Here is a 17,239-nt window from a genome sequence, read left to right on the forward strand (position 1 = left end):
TCGCGGTTTGCGATAATCATTAACGGAGGTAGGCGAGGGCGGGGCGCCGGACATTGTGTGCCGTTGTTGTTCAGCCCAAAGGTTCTCGCGCAAAGTCGATGGCCCAGATTCAGAATGTCTTGTTCATTATGTCCGATCAATTGCGCGCCGATCATTTGGGGTGCTACGGACATCCATACATGCGGACGCCCAATATCGACGGCCTCGCGAAAAAAGGCGTGCGTTTCGAACGCGCGTTCGTGAATTCGGGCGTATGCGGCCCTTCGCGCATGAGCTATTACACGGGGCGCTATCCGTCTACCCATGGGGCTACCTGGAACCGGGTGCCTTTGCCGGTGGGCGAAGTCACCATGGGCGAGTATTTGCGTAATCATCAGCGCAAACTGGTGCTGGCGGGAAAAACCCATGTCATGCCCGACCACGCCGGCCTGGAACGCCTGGCTATCGATGGCGGATCCGAATTGGGACGCTTGCTGGCCAGTGGCGGATTCGAGGAAATCGATCGCTACGATGGCCACCACGAACCTGGCGAGGAAAGCGGCTATCCGGCATACCTGCGCCGCCAGGGGTATGTGTCGGACGATCCCTGGACCGATTTCGTGATTTCAGCGCGCGATCACACCGGCAAAGTGGTGAGTGGCTGGCATATGCGCAATTCCCGCTTTCCGTCGCTGGTGGAAGAAAAGCATTCCGAAACGGCTTACATGACCGATCAGGCTTTGGGTTTCATGCGGAAAATGGGCGGCCAGCCTTGGGTGTTGCACCTCAGCTACGTCAAGCCGCATTGGCCGTACATTGCTCCGGCCCCTTATCACGCCATGTACAGTGCGGACCAGTGTTTGCCTGTGATTCGCAACGAGTCCGAAAAACAGAATGCGCATCCGGTCGTGGCGGCATATCGCCAGCAGGAAGAAAGTCTGAGTTTTGCGCAGGATGATTGCATACGGGTGGTGCGTCCGGCTTATCAGGGCTTGATTACTCAGCTTGACGATCATTTGGGGCGGTTGTTCGAGTACATGGAGCGCACTGGGTTGATGCAAAATACCCTCATCGTGTTCACGGCGGATCACGGCGATTTCCTCGGAGACCATTGGCTCGGCGAAAAAGAGTTGTTCTACGATACTGTGCAGCGCGTTCCCTTTATCGTGATGGATCCGTCGCCTGCCGCCGATGTGTCGCGCGGCCGGGTCGAATCGCGCATGGTGGAGTCGGTCGATGTCTTGCCGACGCTGCTCGAGGCCTTGAGTATTCCTTTGGCGGCACATCGCCTGGAAGGGCGCAGCCTTTTGCCGATCTTGCACGGTGAACCCGAAGCCTGGCGCGATTGCGTATTTTCCGAACTCGACTACAGTTATCGGCTGGCGCGCCTGCTGGTGCACAAGACGCCCCAGACAGCTCGCGCCTGGTCGGTGCGCACCGATCGCTGGCTATATGTGTACTGGATGGGCGAGCCCGAGCAGCTCTACGATTTGCAGTCCGATCCGGAACAATTCCAGGACCTGGGCCGGGATGCCGGTCATGCGGCTGTTCGCGGGGAACTGAAGGCCAGGCTGTTCGACTGGTTTACGCATCTTAAGCGTCGTACCACGGTAACGGACGAGTCGGTCGAAAAGGGGACCGATGCCTACAAGAAGGCTGGCGTGTTTTACGGGCAGTGGTGATTGGCGATACGATGCGCACTAGCGTAGTTTTTGGTTTGAGTTGTTTACGGCATTTGACGGTTTGGTTGCTTTGGTATTTGCGGTTTGGTATTTAAAGACGCCGTCTATCGGGGCTTGGGGTCAGGCCCGGCACGGCGTGCTGGATCCGGATCTACCTCGTCCAGGCGGGCGTCGGGCCAACTCACTCCGCCGCTGGCGCGGCTGCGTTCAAACAGGGCCCGACGACTTCCCCCGCCTTCCCTACGGTAGCATCCGGCGCACGCCTTACGCCGGCCCTGACCCCAAGCCCCGATAGACGGCTCGCGTGATGGCATGCCTGGAATGAACTTGCCGGCCTCAACGTATACCTCGATGCATGATCTCAACGTTTCTTTCGGCGCATGACTCCAACGCTTCTCTCGCTGCATTGCCTCAACGCAAGCCGCAGGGTGGGCGGTGCTGTGCAGTCCGGCGGTAGTCCAGCGCCGGGTGCTGACGAAGGGAAGGCGGGGGCTTTCGGCGGGCGCTGTCTGAGCCCGGCCTCGCGAGGCCGGGCGAGTTCGCCCGACGCCCGCCTGGACGAGGCAGACCCGGGTAGTCGGCTAGCGCAGCTAGCCGACCGCTGGACGTGCCGGACTGTACAGCACCGCCCACCCTGCGGCGTCTTAATAGAACTACCGTCCAAAGTACAAAGTAATAAGCCCAAACCTGAACGGTTCAAAACGACAGTCACGGAACCACGTTCAGCGCAGTAAACATCCGAACCAAAAATGCGCCTAACCCAGCCACGACATAGGATTGTGCCGTATGGCCACGCCCACGATATAAAAGAAAACGGCAATGGCGACCAGGGCTGCCAAGGCTCGTGTCCCGGAGGTTTTGCCGCGCTTGATCGCGATCGTGCCTATCCCTATGTAAAGGACCAGGGCCAGCAATTTGGCCACGATCCACGGCTGCAGGCCGCCCAGCATGAAAGTAAGAATAATGCCGCAAACGAGCAACACCGTATCTACTACATGCGGAAGAATCTTGATTGCGCGCAGTTGCAGCTTGCCCGAACCGGTGACAGACCAATAGGCCCGCAGCGCGAACAGGATAATGCTTATGGCGGCAGCGCTTACGTGCAAATGTTTGACGATCGAATAGTTCATGATTGACCAAGTATCAAGGGCAGTGGATTAAAGTCGGCGTGGCCCGTAGGGCTGGACCCTCGGCCAGCGCCAGGCACCGGATTGGATGCCGCAGCAGGGCGTGATTCAGCTCAATTCCCAGGCTCCGCCCCCCTTGATGATAAGTTGCCGGGAATGGTGCGCCACCAATGTGCTGCGATGGCCTACGCTCAGCAATATCATGTCAGGCAGATGCTCGCGCGTCAGTCGGTACATGGATTCTTCCAGCCCTTCGTCCAGGGCTGAACTGGCCTCATCCAGGAAAGCGGCGTCGGGCCGGGCCAGGAGCATGCGGCCGAATGCCAGGCGTTGTTGTTCGCCCAGCGACAGGATGCGGCCCCAGTCCGCGACTTCGTCGAGTTTGTCGATAAGGTGGCCCAGTTGCACCTGCTTGAGCACCTCCTGGGCCTGGCCGTCGGAGAGGTTCGATGGCTGGGTTTCAAGCAGCGAGTCGCTGGAGACAAGAAGGGTATCGAGGTTTGCCGAGCCGCCGCGCGAACTTGTCATAGCGGCTTCCTGTTGGCGTTGGGGACTGGCGATAATGGATGTACCGGCCGCGCCCGGCAACTGGCTTGGGTAGTACAAGGCCTCGCGCAGGCTTCCGAGCGGCAGATACGGCTTTTGCGACAGGAACAGTGCGCCGCTCTCGGGCCGGATAATGCCCCCTTCGCAATAGGGCCAAAGACCGGCAATCGAGCGCAATAACGTGGTTTTGCCCGATCCGGAGGCGCCGCGGATCAGCAGCGGCGCGCCTGGTTGAACCTCGAGCGACAGGCGGTTGATCAGGAGCTGCCGGCTTGGCGTGAGCACGGTCAGATGGTCGAGCGCGACCCGTTTGCCTTGGGCTTGCACTTGCGGCGTGGGTAGCTCGTATGAATGCCTGATGGCGGTGGTGAAGCCGGTCAGGCGGTCGAGAGTGGCCCGGTATGCGGCAAAGCTATCGTAGGCATTTCGGAAAAACGACAGATTGTCCTGCAGGCGCCCAAAAGCCTGGGCGGTCTGGATCAAATCGCCCAGGCTGATTTTTTTCGTGAAAAAACGTTGCGCCTGGATAATGAAAGGGAAAACCACCGCCGCCTGCGTGATGGAAAAATTGAACCCCAGGAACTTCAGGGATCGGTACACAATTGCCCACGAGTTGGCGATGACTTGCGCAAAACGATTGCGCAGCAGGGCGCCTTCCACTTTTTCGCCGGCATAAAAGGCCACGCTTTCCGCGTATTCGCGCAAGCGCACCAGTGCGTATCGATAATCGGCATTAAAGCGTTCGTTCAAAAAATTCAGGCTTATGAGCGGACGGCCGATGCGTATGGCGAATACAGTGGCCACCAATACGTACAGGAACACCAGAAAGACCATGCCGCGTGGAATGTCCAGCCCCATGACAGACAGGGGGCCGGATAAATTCCACAAGATCAGGGTGAAGGCAAAGGTCGACACCAGCGCGTTTACCACGCCCATCGATAAGGTCAGCGATGTTGAGACGAAGCTGTTTACGTCCTGTTGTATGCGCTGGTCGGGGTTGTCTGTGGGTTTGTCGAGGTACTGGGTTCGGTAGTAGGCCTGATGATCGAGCCAGCGGCTGAGCATCTGTTCGTTCAGCCAGACGCGCCAATGAATGGTGAAGGCCTGTTCTACATAAAAATCGATGAGCGAACGGATGACATGCGTCGTTGCCAGAACCGCGAACAGCCACATGGCAAACCAGAATTCGGTTTCATCGAGCTTCTGCAGCGCGGTATACATATTGTTGTACCAGGACGAAAACAGCACATCCAGGCGCACGCCGCACAGCGTTAAAAACAGGATGAAGGCCAGCGCGATCAGAGGTTGCCAACTGCGTTTCGGAGAAAAATAGCCTTTTGCCAGAGTCCAGAACTGCCGCCCCCATATCGTGAATCGAACCAGAGCCCAGATTGCCAGTCCGGCAAGTACGACAGTGATGGCGTAGGCTTTTAATATCCAAAGCCCACTTTCAAGTAGCTCGTGATTCCAGTTCATTCATGCTCCGTAACGGGAGAGTGCCTGGCACTCCGGGGTTTGGCTGGCTGCTGGCCGGTCGTTCTTAATGACCTGGGTTTTTGGCAGAGGTTCCCCGGCCTTGTCGCCCGCGTTCACAAACCATTGACTGGAATTTTCAGATAGCGCACCCCGTTGGCCTCGGGTTCGGGAAAGTATCCCGCGCGGATATTGACTTGTATTGCCGGCAAAATCAGCGTCGGCATACCCAGTGTCTGGTCGCGCCGGGTACGCATGGCGACAAATTCATTCGCGCTGATGCCGTCGTGGACGTGAATGTTGGCGTTGCGCTGGGCTCCCACGGTTGTGAAACACTGCGGTGCACGCCCGGGGGGTGGATAGTCGTGGCACATATAAAGTACCGTATTTTCATCCAGGCCGAGTATTTCCTGGATGGACTCGTACAATCGCGGTGCGTCGCCGCCGGGAAAGTCGCAGCGCGCGGTGCCCACATCCGGCAAAAACAAGGTATCGCCCACGAATACACCTATATCTTCAATACGATAGGCCATGTCGGCGGGGGTGTGGCCAGGCACATGCAGGGCGGTGGCCCGCAGATTGCCGATCTGGAAGTGTTCGCCGTCGTTGAGCAGGCGATCGAATTGCGAGCCATTGGGCAGGAATTCTTTTTCCAGGTTGAAAATACTTTTGAAGACCTGCTGCACGCGCCGGATCTGCGCGCCGATGGCGATTTGTCCGCCAAGCTGCTCTTTCAAGTAGGCGGCGGCCGATAGATGGTCGGCATGGGCATGGGTTTCCAGAATCCACTGGACCGACAGGCCTTGTGCTCGCACCCAGGCAATGATTTTGTCGGCCGAGGCGGTGGACGTGTGGCCCGATGCCGCGTCGTAATCCAGCACCGAATCGATAATCGCGCATGCGGAGGAATCGGCGTCATGGACTACATAGGTGAATGTCGAAGTATGTTCATCAAAAAAAGCTTGAACAAGAGAGGACGGCATTGCGGTTCCTTGGAGTATGGCGGCTCGTGGCGCGTCGACCGGTATAGGGATGGGAGCGCGTCGGGATGACAGTGCACAAGTATAAGGGGGATTTGACGATGCGGGATCGGGATGCGCGCCCGGCGCCGCCCGGAACGGAGAAGGGCACATTCCCGGCCGTGTTTGCCGCGGCCCTGCCGCGAATCAAAAAGAGTTACGATTGATCCCGGGGTCGGCGCCAGGTGCCGGATAATCGGGGCTGGCGGCGACGCATGCCTGTCGCTCAGGCATATCCTCTTTTATCCTCCTTCCGTTTGAGAGAGTTTGCATGCCATACATTACGATTACCGCTACACAGGGTTTGTCTTCCGATCAGAAAAAACAACTGCTCGAGCGTTCGAGCGATGCCGTGGTCAGCAGCATAGGCGCGCCGATTACCAGTGTGCGGATCATGCTGCACGAGTTGTCGCGCGATCACTATCTGGATGCCGGCCAGTACGGCGCGCCTACCGTAATGTATCAAGTGGAGTTTATTGAAGGCCGCAATGAAGAGCTCAAGTCCGCGCTGATTGCCGCGCTGAGTAAAACCGCGCATGAAGCCACCGGCATTTCAGAGCAGAACATACGGGTAAGGCTGATCGATTTTCCCAAACCGAACATGGGTATGGCAGGCGGCATCAGCGCCAAGCAGGCTGGCCGCTGACACACCTGTCGAGCATCTTCTACGCCGAAGTCCTGTTGCCGGTCCCATGCCCAGGCATAGGGTTTACAGGACGTTCGGCCCCGTGTTTTGTCCGCGGCGCCCATCATGGGTTTTCAGCCGCAAAGTCGTGGCCGCGTATCAAATTCTTTTTTGACCGAGCCAAACAATATTGATCGAGCAAAACAATAATTAAAGTTCGATTTTGTATCTCCATCCCGAGAGCCATTTCGCCGCATCAAGCGGCTCGGCTCGCAATTTTCAATTTGAGTCAATGCGCTGAAGTAAGGGCGTTATTTGCCTTATTTCTTCCTGGTGTTTTCCCTAGAAAGTGTTAATTGCGTAGACATAAAACTTACATTAAGTTATGTTTGCAACCAAATTTAAGAATTGCTTGGCTTGTTTCGTTAAGTAACATTATTAAAAAACTCAGGCAAGCAATGGCGAAATTTTGATTATTTCTTATTCGATATATAAAAAAATCTATTTGTAAATAGATCGAATAGCTAATTTTTTACTTCAATGCGTAACTTGGGCTGTCGCATGAGAGGTGCGGTGGCCGGGATCGGGGAGCGCTGTTTAGAGCCGCCAGGCAAGCTGGGCGAGGGGACAAAATGAGCAATGCAATGAGGGCGGGCGCAAAGCGGGCCGCTTCGAGCCGCGATGTTTTCAGGTTAACGGCGCTGACGGCCGCGCTTTTGGGAATGGCTGGAACGGCTTGCGCCGATACGCTGCTGTGCGGGGGTCCGGGATGCACACTGGACCCTGCTTTGACATATACCAGCGTGGTGGTGAACAATTTGGGAATCGCGACGGGCAATAATTCCCGAATTGCCGGGTCCTTGTACGAACTTACGAAGGTCAATGCCGGCGGCGGCCTGACGCTGACCGGCGCATACATACTGAACGACGTCAGCACTCCGACCGGCACCAATGGACGAGGGGTAACGGCCAGCGGCGTGGGCGCCACAGCATCGCTCACCAATTCGGACATAGTCCTGAGGGCCTTTTCAAGCAATCCCGGCACGAATTATGCGCATGCGTACACGGCGGGGGTCGGGGCCGATGCGGGCGGGCATGTCGATATCAGCGGCGGGTCAATTACGGCTTCGGGCAGCAAACGCACTGTGGGCATGGAGGCCAAGGACGGTGGGTCCATCAATGCCAGCAACCTGGCCATTGATACTTATAGCTCGTTCGGTCATGCCGTCAATGCCTACAGAACCGTGACGCTGGGAGACTCGGTAACGGCCATTGACCTCGATCATGTCACGATCAACACACATGACTTGAATTATGCCGTTGGGATTCAATCCGCAAACAAAGGCGCCAGCGTCAATGCGACGGCCACCGATATCACGACTGTGGGCACTAATAGTTTCGGCGTTGAGGTATTCAACGGGGCCACGGTGGTATTGACGAATGGCAGTATTGCCACCTCGGGAGCAACGGCTGCCGGTGTGCGTGCATATGGCGGAGGGGTTCTGGGCCTTGGCGCTGTCACCGTCAACGGTACGCGGATTGCGACCAGCGGCCTGGGTGCGGCAGGGGTGGTGGCCGGAGCCGAGGGGTCTGCTGGAATCGTCAATCTGAACGGCGGTTCCATAGTCACGATGGGCGGCCCCGTGGGTACGGACGGCAGCGCGGGTGTGTTGGCCCAATACGGCAGTCAGGTCTCTCTTGTCAACACCAGCGTGACGACGAGCGGGGCGAATGCCCAGGGTTTGCTGGCGGCACAGGGAACGAGCAGCGGCCCCACGGTGATTAATGCCGTCAACACTACGGTTGCAACCAGTGGCGCGGGCGCCGGGCGTGTCCGGGGCGAATGGTGCCCAGATCATGGTGAGCGGCGGCTCCATCACCACCACTGGGGCGGGTTCGGCCGCGGTGCAACTGAGCAACGACAGCGATATTGCGCTGACGGGCACCAGGGTTGAATCGGCTGGCGCTTCCATCATGTCCAGTTTCGGCTCGACCGGGCAAACCCAGAATATTGCGATTGGATCGGGAACGGTGTTGACCAAGAACAATGGCGTGTTGTTGCAGGTCAACCGCAACTTGGCGGGCATGGACGGTACCGTCAACCTCAGCCTGGGGGCGGGGTCGATCTCGGCGGGCGATATTATTGATCTGGATGGCCTGGTCAAGGGCGGCAGCGATACGCGCAGCCAAGGCGGCAAGACCAATCTCACCATAGCGCCGGGTGCGAGCTGGACAGGCATTGTCCAGGGCTTGAACACATCGACTGTGGCCGATGGCGCCTCGATGGTCGACAATGGCGGCGCGCCGATTGCCGGCAACGTGGTCGGCGGCAGCAACTCAACGATAACCTTCAATAACGGTGCGCAGATAGGCGGGAATGTGGCTACGGGCGCCGGCACCCAGGGCACATTCCGCGGCGCGGCCACGATAGGCGGCAGCGTGGTGGGCACTGGCTCGACGCTGGCCTTTAATGGGCCGGCCACCATTGGCCAGGGCGTGACCGGAGATGTGGGCTCGAGCTTCAGTTTTGCCGGACCCACCAGCATTGGCCAGAGCGTTTCGGGCCAAAGCACGAGTTTCGTGTTCAGTAAGGGCGAGGCCACCACCATTGGCGGCGACGTGGTGCTGGGACGCAGTTCGAGCCTGAAGGGCGGTACGATTGCCACGCCGATCCGGATCCTCGGAGCGGCCACGGTCAACAGCGGCTCGACCCTGGGCGGCAACCTGATCGTCTCGGGTTCCTTGGGCGGCAGCGGCGGCACGGTCAGTCCCGGCAATTCGGTCGGTACGCAAAGCTATGCGACCAGCGCGGGCTTTGTCGGCGCTTATAAAGCCGAAGTCAATGCGGCGGGCCAGTCCGACTTGATCATCATCCGTTCGGGCAATCTGGACCTGTCGGGAATCGACCTGACGGTGGCGCAGGAAAACGGCACTGGCGGCTATCGCTTGCGGCAGAAATACACAATCATCCAGACCCCGGGCGGTGCGGTGCTGAACACGTTCAAGAGCACCGGGCTGGACGCGAGCTTTGCCGATACCCTGGTCAAACTCGATCCGGTGCTGTATGGCGCCCAGGACGTGGGGGTGAGCCTGTCGATCGATCCGGCCAAGGTGGCCGCCAAGACTTCGAGCCTGAGCATGAATCAGAATGCCACGCTTGGCGGGGTGATTTCGGTCGCGGGAAGCAACGCGGCGGCCGACGCGGCACTGGTCTCGACAGACACCAAGGGGGCGCTGAACCAGCTTTCGGGCGAACTGCACGCCAGCACACAGTCGGCTTTGCTCAGTTCGGGCGACCTGATGGTGAGCACTCTTTCGAATCGTATGCGTGGCAACCTGGGCGTGGGCCTGATGGCGGGCGCGCCCCTGGCGCAAGCCTCCGGGGCGGTACCCGCCAGCGCCATGCCTCAATCCGCAGCCTATCCTTTATGGGCCCAGGTGGTAGGTAGCTGGCAAACTTTCAAAGGCCGGGATAACAACACTGCCAAAAGCAGGCTGGCCACGGGCGGCTTGTATCTGGGGGGCGATGCCGATGTCGGTGCCGGCTGGCGCGTAGGGGGAGCCCTGGGCTTCACCGACGGCCAGGTCGACGTCGACGATCGCAGCGCGAGATCCAGGCTCAAGAGCTATACGGCTTCAGTGTATGGAGGCAAGAGTTGGGCAACGGGCAAAGGGCGCATCAACTTCCTGGTCGGAGCGGGCTATACACGCCATGTCATCGATAGCCGCCGCACCGTGAGCATGGGAGGCAACCAGGCGCTGGAGGCGAAGTACCATGCGAATGCCACCCAGCTCTTTACAGAACTGGGCTATGCGCTGCCTGTGGGGCAGGCCGGCACGATCGAACCCTACGTGGGGCTGGCGTGGATCAATCAACGCTCGCAGGGGTTTGACGAGACGGGCGGGGCGGCCGCATTGCATGGCGACAGCCGCACCGACAGCGTCACGACGATGACGCTGGGCGTGCGGGGCAAGACCATGGTGAATGTGGGTCGCCAGACGGTCAGGCTGACGGCGGGCCTGGGCTGGCGTCATGCGGGAGGTGATGTGAACCCCGAACGGCGTCTGGCTTTCCTGCAGGGCAATGGCACTGCCTTTACGGTGTCCGGCGCCCCGATAGCCAGAAATGCGGCCGTGGTGGATCTGGGGGCTGAAATGGCAATCGGCAAGAAGGCGGCCGTGGGCATGTCCTATAGCGGCCAGTTTGGTGCGGGAAATACCGATAACGCCGGTTCGCTGTACCTGAGGGTGCGTTTCTAAACCGGGGCTGGGCGCGGTGCCTGTATCGTTGTCGTGGCAAAACTTGTATATTGAAGGCCCATGCCACTGGATAGACCAGGTGCTTGAACAAAGAGCCGGAAATGAATGCAAGCAACTCAGCGACTCCGTCAGCAAGAACGAATGGGGCGCACGCCAGCGCCCATGCCGAGGCCAACGCCGTTGTATCGTTTTGGCGCAATGCGGGACCTGCCTCCTGGTTTGCCAAAAACGACGATTTCGATCAGGCCTTCCGCACCTCGTTTTGCGATCTGCACTTTGCCGCCGCGCGGCGCGAGTGTGATCGCTGGCTGGACGATCCTTATGGCAACCTGGCCCTGATTCTTTTGCTGGATCAGTTCCCGCGCAATGCGTTTCGCGGCTCGGCGCATATGTATGCCACCGATTCGCTGGCGCGAGCCTATGCCCGAACAGCCATTGATTCGAATGCGATTGCGGCGATTGAAGACACGCTCAAGCTCTTCGTGTGCCTGCCATTCGTACATTCGGAAAATATCGAAGATCAGCACTACGCGCTTGATTTGTACGAGCGGCACAGCCCCGATAATCTCAGGCATGCGCAAGAGCATTGCGAAATCGTGCGGCGGTTCGGGCGGTTTCCGCACAGGAATTTCCAGTTGGGGCGGGCTTCGACACCGGCGGAACAAGCCTTTCTGGATTCGGGCGGATTCTCCGGATAGCCGGCCATCGATCAGCCGCTCATGGATCACTGAGTACGCTTTGTCGATTAATCAGAACTTTTTACCTGTCACGGAACGCACTTATGGCCAATCTCAATCCATCCCGCCGCCGCTTCTTGAAGACTACCGTGATAGCCGGTATTACGGCTTATATCGCGCCGTTCGGCTCGGCCGCCTACGCGGCCTTGTTCGATGAAAAAATCCTCACGCCGATCGACTGGGATCCCGTCGCCGGCCGGGCACGGTTTCGCGTCGATGGCATGGCCAAGGTGACCGGCGCGAAGGTTTTTGCCCGCGATATCCGTGCCCGCGATTTGCCCCATTGGCCGGCACAGCAAAGCCACGCATTGGTGCTGCGCGCCACCCGGGCCGATGCCGTGTATCGGGGTTTCGACCTGGCTCGCCTGGGCGGCGACCTGAAGCCAGACCGCATTGTGACCGCGGCCGATTTGCAGCGCGATGGTGTGGCATTTACCGATTTCTACGGCGAAGACATGCTGTTGCCCGAGGGCAAGACACCGGCGTATCTGGGGCAGGCGGTGGCCATCCTTATCTACCATGATTTCGCCCATTTCCGTCTGGCCAAGAACACCTTGCAGTTCCAGGCCGACGTGATACGGTATGGCGCGAGCACGGGGCCGCTGGTGCGCGACCCATGGGGGACATTCCGTTTCGTGCGCGTGGGGGGCAAGACGCCCTACGACGACGATGTGTTTTCCAGCCTGAAAGACGCTCCGGTATTTCCAAGCCAGATGCGCAAGCAATTGCCGGTCTGGCCGGATGGCAAAGATCACGGCAATGTCGGCGAAGAAGGCATGTTTCACGCCGCAAGCATTCGCCGGGAACTCGATGACCCTCCCAAAGACTGGCTCGTGGTCGAGCGCCGTTATCAGACGCAGTCGGTCGATACGGCGGCGCTGGAGCCGGACAATGCCAATTGCTGGTACGACGCACAGGCCCAGGCCTTGCATATGGTGGTGCCTACTCAATCGCCCAGCGAGGTGGTTGAGACCGCCGGCGAGATGCTGGCCAAAGCGAAGTTTCCTGTGAAGTCCGTATTTTTGCATCCGTGCTACACGGTGGGTTATGGCTCCAAAGATCACTGCAATATGCCGTTTTACGGCCTGGTTTGTGCCCTGTACTCGGACGGGCACCCGGTGCGTCTCGCCAACGACCGCTATGAGCAATTCCAGACGGCATTGAAGCGCCATGCTTTCGACATAAGCTACCGCCTGGCGGTGGATCGCAAGACGGGCCTGTTTCAGTCGTTTACGGCGGACATGACGGCCAATGGCGGTGGCCGCTGCAATTTTTCGCCCTCGGTGGCGATGGTTGGCGCTACCGCGGCTCAGTCCATCTATTATCTGCCCAAGACCGACCTGACGGCGCGCGCCGATGCCTCGCGCGCGGTCGATGCCGGATCGGCGCGCGGCTATGGCACCTTGCAATCGATGGTCGCGACCGAGCTCATGGTCGACGACGTGGCCCAGCAACTCGGGCTCGATCCGATCGAACTCAGGTTGAAGAATGTTCTGAAGACCGGCATGAAAAACACCCAGGGGGCGATTCCGGCCGGTGCGGTGCGTGCGGATGAAATCCTGCGCAAGGCGCAGAAGCATCCCCTGTGGATCAACCGGGCCAGCCGCAAGAAAGAGTACGAGGCGAGCCATCCCGGCCGTGCCTATGGCATTGGGTTTGCCTGTGTGCAAAAAGATTTCGGCACCGGCGCCGAGTCGTCGTTCGCCAAAATCGAAGTCTCGCCCGAAGGGCGCATCATGTTGCGTCATACGGGTACCGAAATCGGCACCGGTATGAGCACTTCGCAAGCCATTGCCTGTGTTCGCTGGCTTGGTTCGCCGGCCACCGATCTGGGTTTTGCCATAACAGACTGGCCCGATTTGCCCATGAAGACCAGCGGAGATCCTTATCTGATGAGCCAGTCCGACCAGGACGGCGCCCAGGCCGATCCCCAGTGGACTCCGGCACTGGCTTCACCGGCCAGCGCGTCGAATTCGGCTTTCTATTACACGCACACCACGCGCGAAGCCTGCCGCGTGATATTTCAATATGGCTTGTGGCCGGCGGCGCTTGCGCTGTGGGGCAGCGGCACGGGCGGGGGACAGGCCGCCCCCTATGTGGTTCGGCAGGAAGATGCGCGTTGGGAGCAGGGTTTGCTGACTGCCAATGGCATGCAGGGCCTGAGCCTGGCGCAGCTTGCCGCGAAGGCTCACGAGATGGGGGGTGTGGTGGGTGTCGTGGTGCATGGTTTCAATCGCTGGCAGTGGGCCGAAGCCGAATTCCAGATCGGCAAAGCCGCTGCACGCCTGGCCGTCGATGGCCTGGCCCTGTATTTCGGCGCGGGGGCGGGCACGGCTGGTCCGGCCAGCGCGGCTGCAAAGCCGTACCGGGCGATAAAGCGAACCAGTGTTTATTACCCGCCCGTACAACGCAATAATGCGGGGGTGACCTATTACAGCGCCATGGGAAGTTTGGCTGAAATAGACATTAATCTGGCCAATGGCGAGGTTGAACTCCTGAACCATCACTCCATTATCGAATGCGGCAATGTGCTGTCCGAAGAATTGGTGTCGGGCCAGATACAGGGCGGGATAGCCATGGGAATCGGACATGCCCTGTACGAGTACCTGCCCTTGTACGAAGATGGCCCGGGCAATGGCACCTGGAATTTCAATCGTTACCACTTGCCGCGCGCCAAAGAAGTGGCCCTGTGGTCGCAAAGCTACGAGGTGCTGCCGCCCTTGTCCGAGACCGATCCGCCCAAAGGCATGGCGGAGGTGGTCATGATTCCGATCGTCGGGGCCATAGTCAATGGCGTCGCGCACGCGACTGGCCATCGTTTCAATACCTTGCCCCTTACGCCCGAAAAAATACAGGAGGCTCTGGCATGAGCGTTGCAAGCAAGTCGGTTTCCATGACCATCAACGGCACGGCGGTGGGGCCCTTCGATGTGCCGGAAAGCCTGATGATGATTGATTTTCTGCACGAATACGCCGGCCTGACCGGATCGCGCCTGGGTTGCGGCCAGGGCATTTGCCATGCCTGTGTGGCCATTCTCGATCACGAAGACGGCACCAGCGAGGAAATTCGCACCTGCATCACCGGAGCCATTTTCTTCCAGGGGAAAAAGCTGCGGACGGTGGAAGGCCATGCGCAGCGCAACCAGGCCGGCGAACTTACAGCCCTTTCTCCCATCCAGCAGAAGTTCCTTGAGTTTTATAGTTTCCAGTGCGGGTATTGCACACCGGGGTTTGTCAATGCAGCGACGGTCTTGCTTGAAAAATTGAAACGCCAGCCAATTGCGGGCGACCAGGTCGAAGCGGTGGTGACCGAAGCCTTGAACGATCATATCTGTCGTTGCACGGGGTATGTGCGTTACCACCAGGCCGTCAAAGACCTGATCATGACGACGCCCGGCCTGCTCAAGGAGACCGCTCATGGCAAGTAAGAAAAAGATATTCGGGGGCGTGGTGATTGTGGCCTTGGTGGCCGCGGGGCTGGTGTTCTCGGGTGTGCTGGACTCGTCTTACCCGACCTCGGATGTCGATAGGGGAGGGAATTCTCTCGAACTTCTGGCGCGCGGCAAATATCTGGCGAAGGCCGCCGATTGCACGGCCTGCCATACAACCCGCAACGGCGCGCTATTTGCGGGCGGAGATGCGCTGGATACACCATTCGGAAAAATATACGGCTCGAACATCACGCCCGATAAAGAGCATGGCATAGGCAAGTGGACTTCCGCGGATTTCTACAAGGCCCTGCACGACGGCCTGGCTCCCGATCGCTCCTTGTATCCGGCCATGCCGTATACAAGCTACCGCGGCGTGACGCGCGAAGACAGCGATGCCATTTTTGCCTATTTGCAAAGCCTCAAACCGGTTGCGCAGCCTGATAGAGGCAACGAGTTTGCCTTTCCGTTCAACTTGCCGATACTCATGCGTGGCTGGAATCTGCTGTTTCTGAAAAACACCCTGCCCGACGTGTCCTCGGGCAGCTCGCAAGAATGGGTGCGTGGACGGTACCTGAGCAATGCGCTGGGTCATTGCACGGAATGCCACACGCCGCGCGGTTCGATGGGGCAGTTGAACCTGGGCAGCACCCTGGCTGGAGGCGACCTGGGCGATATCAAGGCTCCGGACATCACGCCCAAAGGCTTGGCCTCCCGGGGCTGGACACCGCAAGACCTGCGGATATTCCTGAGCCAGGGTATTGCGCCTCAAGGGTCGGCGTTTGGCGAAATGTTTTCGGCCTTCCATCACAGCACCCAATACCTGAGTCCCGCCGACAATAAGGCGATGGTCGCCTACCTGATGGGCGACATGCCCTTGGCACCGGTAGCCATGCCGCGCGCCGCCGCCGGCAATGCCGATCTCACAGCGGGCAAGCTGCATTATCTGGCCCTGTGCGCGGCTTGTCACGCGGCCCAGGGTCAGGGCAAGCCCAATGTGGCGGTTGCAATGGACGGCAACACAACTGTGCGTAACGTCGATCCGCATAATCTGATTGCGGTGATGCTCAGGGGGATCGACGAGCAGAAGTTCCCGGGCAATCAGGCCATGCAGGCCATGCCGGGCTTTGCCGGCAAGCTGAACGATAGGGAAATGGCCGATCTGGCGAATTATCTGCGGGTAAGCTGGGGCGGGCAGAAAGCGGATGTTCAGCCAGAGGCTGTAAAGGCTTTGCGCAAATAACGAGGTTTTGAGTCATGGATTCAGTCGACTATCAAGTTCTTCAAAGTGTGCTCAAGTGGTTGCGTCAAGGCAAGGCTGTGGCGCTGGCGACGGTTGTGCGCAATTGGGGGTCGGCGCCGCGGCCGCCGGGATCGCTGTTTGCGGTCTCCAACGCCGGAGACTTCATCGGTTCGGTATCCGGCGGCTGCATTGAGGACGATTTGCTGGCGCGCTTTACCGCGGCCTTTCCTCAAGGGGTGTCGATAGCCCGCTACGGCATTGCCGCGGCCGATATGCGTCGCTTCGGCCTGCCTTGCGGGGGTACGCTCGAACTGGTGGTCGAGCGTTTGCATGATCCGGCCAGCATTGAAATGCTCTGCACCGGCATCGAGTCGGGGGAATTGCTGGAAAGGCATGTCGACCTTGCCAGTGGGGCGGTCAGTGTCAAACCCGGCGCCGCCGATTTTGCGGTTCGCTATAGTGACGCCGAAATGGTGCAGGTATTCGGGCCGCGCTGGCGCCTGCTGATCATCGGCGCGGGTGCCGTGTCGGAATGTCTGGCGCAAATGGCGCCGGCCCTGGATTTTGCGGTCTATATCAACGATCCGCGCGAAGAGCAGCAGCGCAATTGGCATGCGGAGGGTGCGCAGTGGCTGGCGGGCATGCCCGATGATGCCGTGCTGGAATTCAAGCCCGACCGGCGTACGGTGATCGTTACGCTTAGCCACGATCCCAAGATCGATGACATGGCGCTGATGGAGGCTCTCAAGACGAAGGCATTCTATATAGGCGCCATCGGCTCGGCGGCAAGCACCCAGGCCAGGCGCGAGCGCTTATTGACGCTCGATGTGACACAGCAGGAGCTAAGCCACCTGCATGCACCCATAGGCTTGCCGATCAACAGCCGCGCGCCGGCCGAGATAGCCGTATCCATCCTGGCCGAACTGGTGGCGCTTCGCAATGCCGCCAAGGACACCTCCCCCGCCAGCGCCTGCGCCTTCACGCCCAAAGCATCATAATTCGGCGTCATCACGAATATCGCAATGAATGTCGTAACGCGGATATGCCGACTGTCCTGATGGATATTTGCACGGATCGCGTAGAGGCGACCCTTGTGGCCGCCCGTCAACCAGCCACCGAAA

At 59.3% G+C, this 17,239-nt stretch carries 12 protein-coding genes; 9 read left to right on the plus strand and 3 right to left on the minus strand.

Features of this window, described 5'->3' with window-relative positions; genetic code table 11:
• The first annotated feature begins 98 nt into the window (after positions 1 to 98).
• Complete coding sequence (locus ACYVIS_RS13910) at positions 99 to 1,661, plus strand: sulfatase-like hydrolase/transferase (protein WP_460874220.1); 1,563 nt, start codon at positions 99 to 101, stop codon at positions 1,659 to 1,661.
• A gap of 755 nt (positions 1,662 to 2,416) precedes the next feature.
• Here the strand turns inward: ACYVIS_RS13910 and ACYVIS_RS13915 are convergent.
• From ACYVIS_RS13915 to ACYVIS_RS13925, 3 genes are all read right to left on the minus strand, one after another.
• A complete protein-coding gene (locus ACYVIS_RS13915) occupies positions 2,417 to 2,791 on the minus strand; it encodes a SirB2 family protein (RefSeq protein WP_232743711.1) in 375 nt (124 codons plus the stop codon).
• Between the two features lie 105 nt (positions 2,792 to 2,896).
• Positions 2,897 to 4,810 (minus strand): ABC transporter ATP-binding protein/permease, encoded by a 1,914-nt coding sequence (locus ACYVIS_RS13920; protein WP_232743710.1) that lies wholly within the window; start codon positions 4,808 to 4,810, stop codon positions 2,897 to 2,899.
• Positions 4,811 to 4,923: 113 nt separating this feature from the next.
• Positions 4,924 to 5,790 (minus strand): MBL fold metallo-hydrolase, encoded by an 867-nt coding sequence (locus ACYVIS_RS13925; protein ID WP_232743709.1) that lies wholly within the window; start codon positions 5,788 to 5,790, stop codon positions 4,924 to 4,926.
• Between the two features lie 307 nt (positions 5,791 to 6,097).
• On the opposite strand from ACYVIS_RS13925, the gene ACYVIS_RS13930 reads away from it, so the two are divergent.
• The 8 genes from ACYVIS_RS13930 to ACYVIS_RS13965 all read left to right on the plus strand — a co-directional run bounded on the left by ACYVIS_RS13930 (position 6,098) and on the right by ACYVIS_RS13965 (position 17,116).
• On the plus strand, positions 6,098 to 6,472 hold the full coding sequence (locus tag ACYVIS_RS13930; protein WP_232743708.1) for a tautomerase family protein: 375 nt from the start codon (positions 6,098 to 6,100) through the stop codon (positions 6,470 to 6,472).
• A 611-nt stretch (positions 6,473 to 7,083) separates the two neighbouring features.
• A complete protein-coding gene (locus ACYVIS_RS13935) occupies positions 7,084 to 8,406 on the plus strand; it encodes a hypothetical protein (protein ID WP_232743707.1) in 1,323 nt (440 codons plus the stop codon).
• Positions 8,309 to 10,711 carry an autotransporter outer membrane beta-barrel domain-containing protein gene (locus ACYVIS_RS13940; protein WP_370635993.1) on the plus strand — a complete coding sequence of 801 codons (2,403 nt, stop codon included), beginning with the start codon at positions 8,309 to 8,311 and terminating at the stop codon, positions 10,709 to 10,711. The genes ACYVIS_RS13935 and ACYVIS_RS13940 overlap by 98 nt, the downstream gene beginning before the upstream one ends.
• Before the next feature lie 101 nt (positions 10,712 to 10,812).
• Entirely contained in the window at positions 10,813 to 11,409 is a 597-nt protein-coding gene (locus ACYVIS_RS13945; RefSeq protein WP_232743706.1) for a DUF924 family protein, read from the plus strand.
• Positions 11,410 to 11,492: 83 nt separating this feature from the next.
• Complete coding sequence (locus tag ACYVIS_RS13950) at positions 11,493 to 14,318, plus strand: xanthine dehydrogenase family protein molybdopterin-binding subunit (protein WP_232743705.1); 2,826 nt, start codon at positions 11,493 to 11,495, stop codon at positions 14,316 to 14,318.
• Positions 14,315 to 14,875, plus strand: coding sequence for a (2Fe-2S)-binding protein (locus ACYVIS_RS13955; protein ID WP_232743704.1), 561 nt, complete (start codon positions 14,315 to 14,317; stop codon positions 14,873 to 14,875). The genes ACYVIS_RS13950 and ACYVIS_RS13955 overlap by 4 nt, the downstream gene beginning before the upstream one ends.
• Positions 14,865 to 16,118 (plus strand): cytochrome c, encoded by a 1,254-nt coding sequence (locus ACYVIS_RS13960; protein WP_232743703.1) that lies wholly within the window; start codon positions 14,865 to 14,867, stop codon positions 16,116 to 16,118. The genes ACYVIS_RS13955 and ACYVIS_RS13960 overlap by 11 nt, the downstream gene beginning before the upstream one ends.
• Positions 16,119 to 16,132: 14 nt before the next feature.
• Complete coding sequence (locus tag ACYVIS_RS13965; protein ID WP_232743702.1) at positions 16,133 to 17,116, plus strand: XdhC family protein; 984 nt, start codon at positions 16,133 to 16,135, stop codon at positions 17,114 to 17,116.
• Positions 17,117 to 17,239 lie beyond the last annotated feature (123 nt).

The organism is Paralcaligenes ginsengisoli, assembly GCF_054781135.1.

What these genes read in the sequence shown, in the direction of transcription:
- ACYVIS_RS13910 (WP_460874220.1), top strand. Translation starts at nt 99, where the DNA reads ATGGCCCAGATTCAGAATGTCTTGTTCATTATGTCCGATCAATTGCGC.
- ACYVIS_RS13915 (WP_232743711.1), bottom strand. Translation starts at nt 2,791, where the DNA reads ATGAACTATTCGATCGTCAAACATTTGCACGTAAGCGCTGCCGCCATA.
- ACYVIS_RS13920 (WP_232743710.1), bottom strand. Translation starts at nt 4,810, where the DNA reads ATGAACTGGAATCACGAGCTACTTGAAAGTGGGCTTTGGATATTAAAA.
- ACYVIS_RS13925 (WP_232743709.1), bottom strand. Translation starts at nt 5,790, where the DNA reads ATGCCGTCCTCTCTTGTTCAAGCTTTTTTTGATGAACATACTTCGACA.
- ACYVIS_RS13930 (WP_232743708.1), top strand. Translation starts at nt 6,098, where the DNA reads ATGCCATACATTACGATTACCGCTACACAGGGTTTGTCTTCCGATCAG.
- ACYVIS_RS13935 (WP_232743707.1), top strand. Translation starts at nt 7,084, where the DNA reads ATGAGCAATGCAATGAGGGCGGGCGCAAAGCGGGCCGCTTCGAGCCGC.
- ACYVIS_RS13940 (WP_370635993.1), top strand. Translation starts at nt 8,309, where the DNA reads ATGGTGAGCGGCGGCTCCATCACCACCACTGGGGCGGGTTCGGCCGCG.
- ACYVIS_RS13945 (WP_232743706.1), top strand. Translation starts at nt 10,813, where the DNA reads ATGAATGCAAGCAACTCAGCGACTCCGTCAGCAAGAACGAATGGGGCG.
- ACYVIS_RS13950 (WP_232743705.1), top strand. Translation starts at nt 11,493, where the DNA reads ATGGCCAATCTCAATCCATCCCGCCGCCGCTTCTTGAAGACTACCGTG.
- ACYVIS_RS13955 (WP_232743704.1), top strand. Translation starts at nt 14,315, where the DNA reads ATGAGCGTTGCAAGCAAGTCGGTTTCCATGACCATCAACGGCACGGCG.
- ACYVIS_RS13960 (WP_232743703.1), top strand. Translation starts at nt 14,865, where the DNA reads ATGGCAAGTAAGAAAAAGATATTCGGGGGCGTGGTGATTGTGGCCTTG.
- ACYVIS_RS13965 (WP_232743702.1), top strand. Translation starts at nt 16,133, where the DNA reads ATGGATTCAGTCGACTATCAAGTTCTTCAAAGTGTGCTCAAGTGGTTG.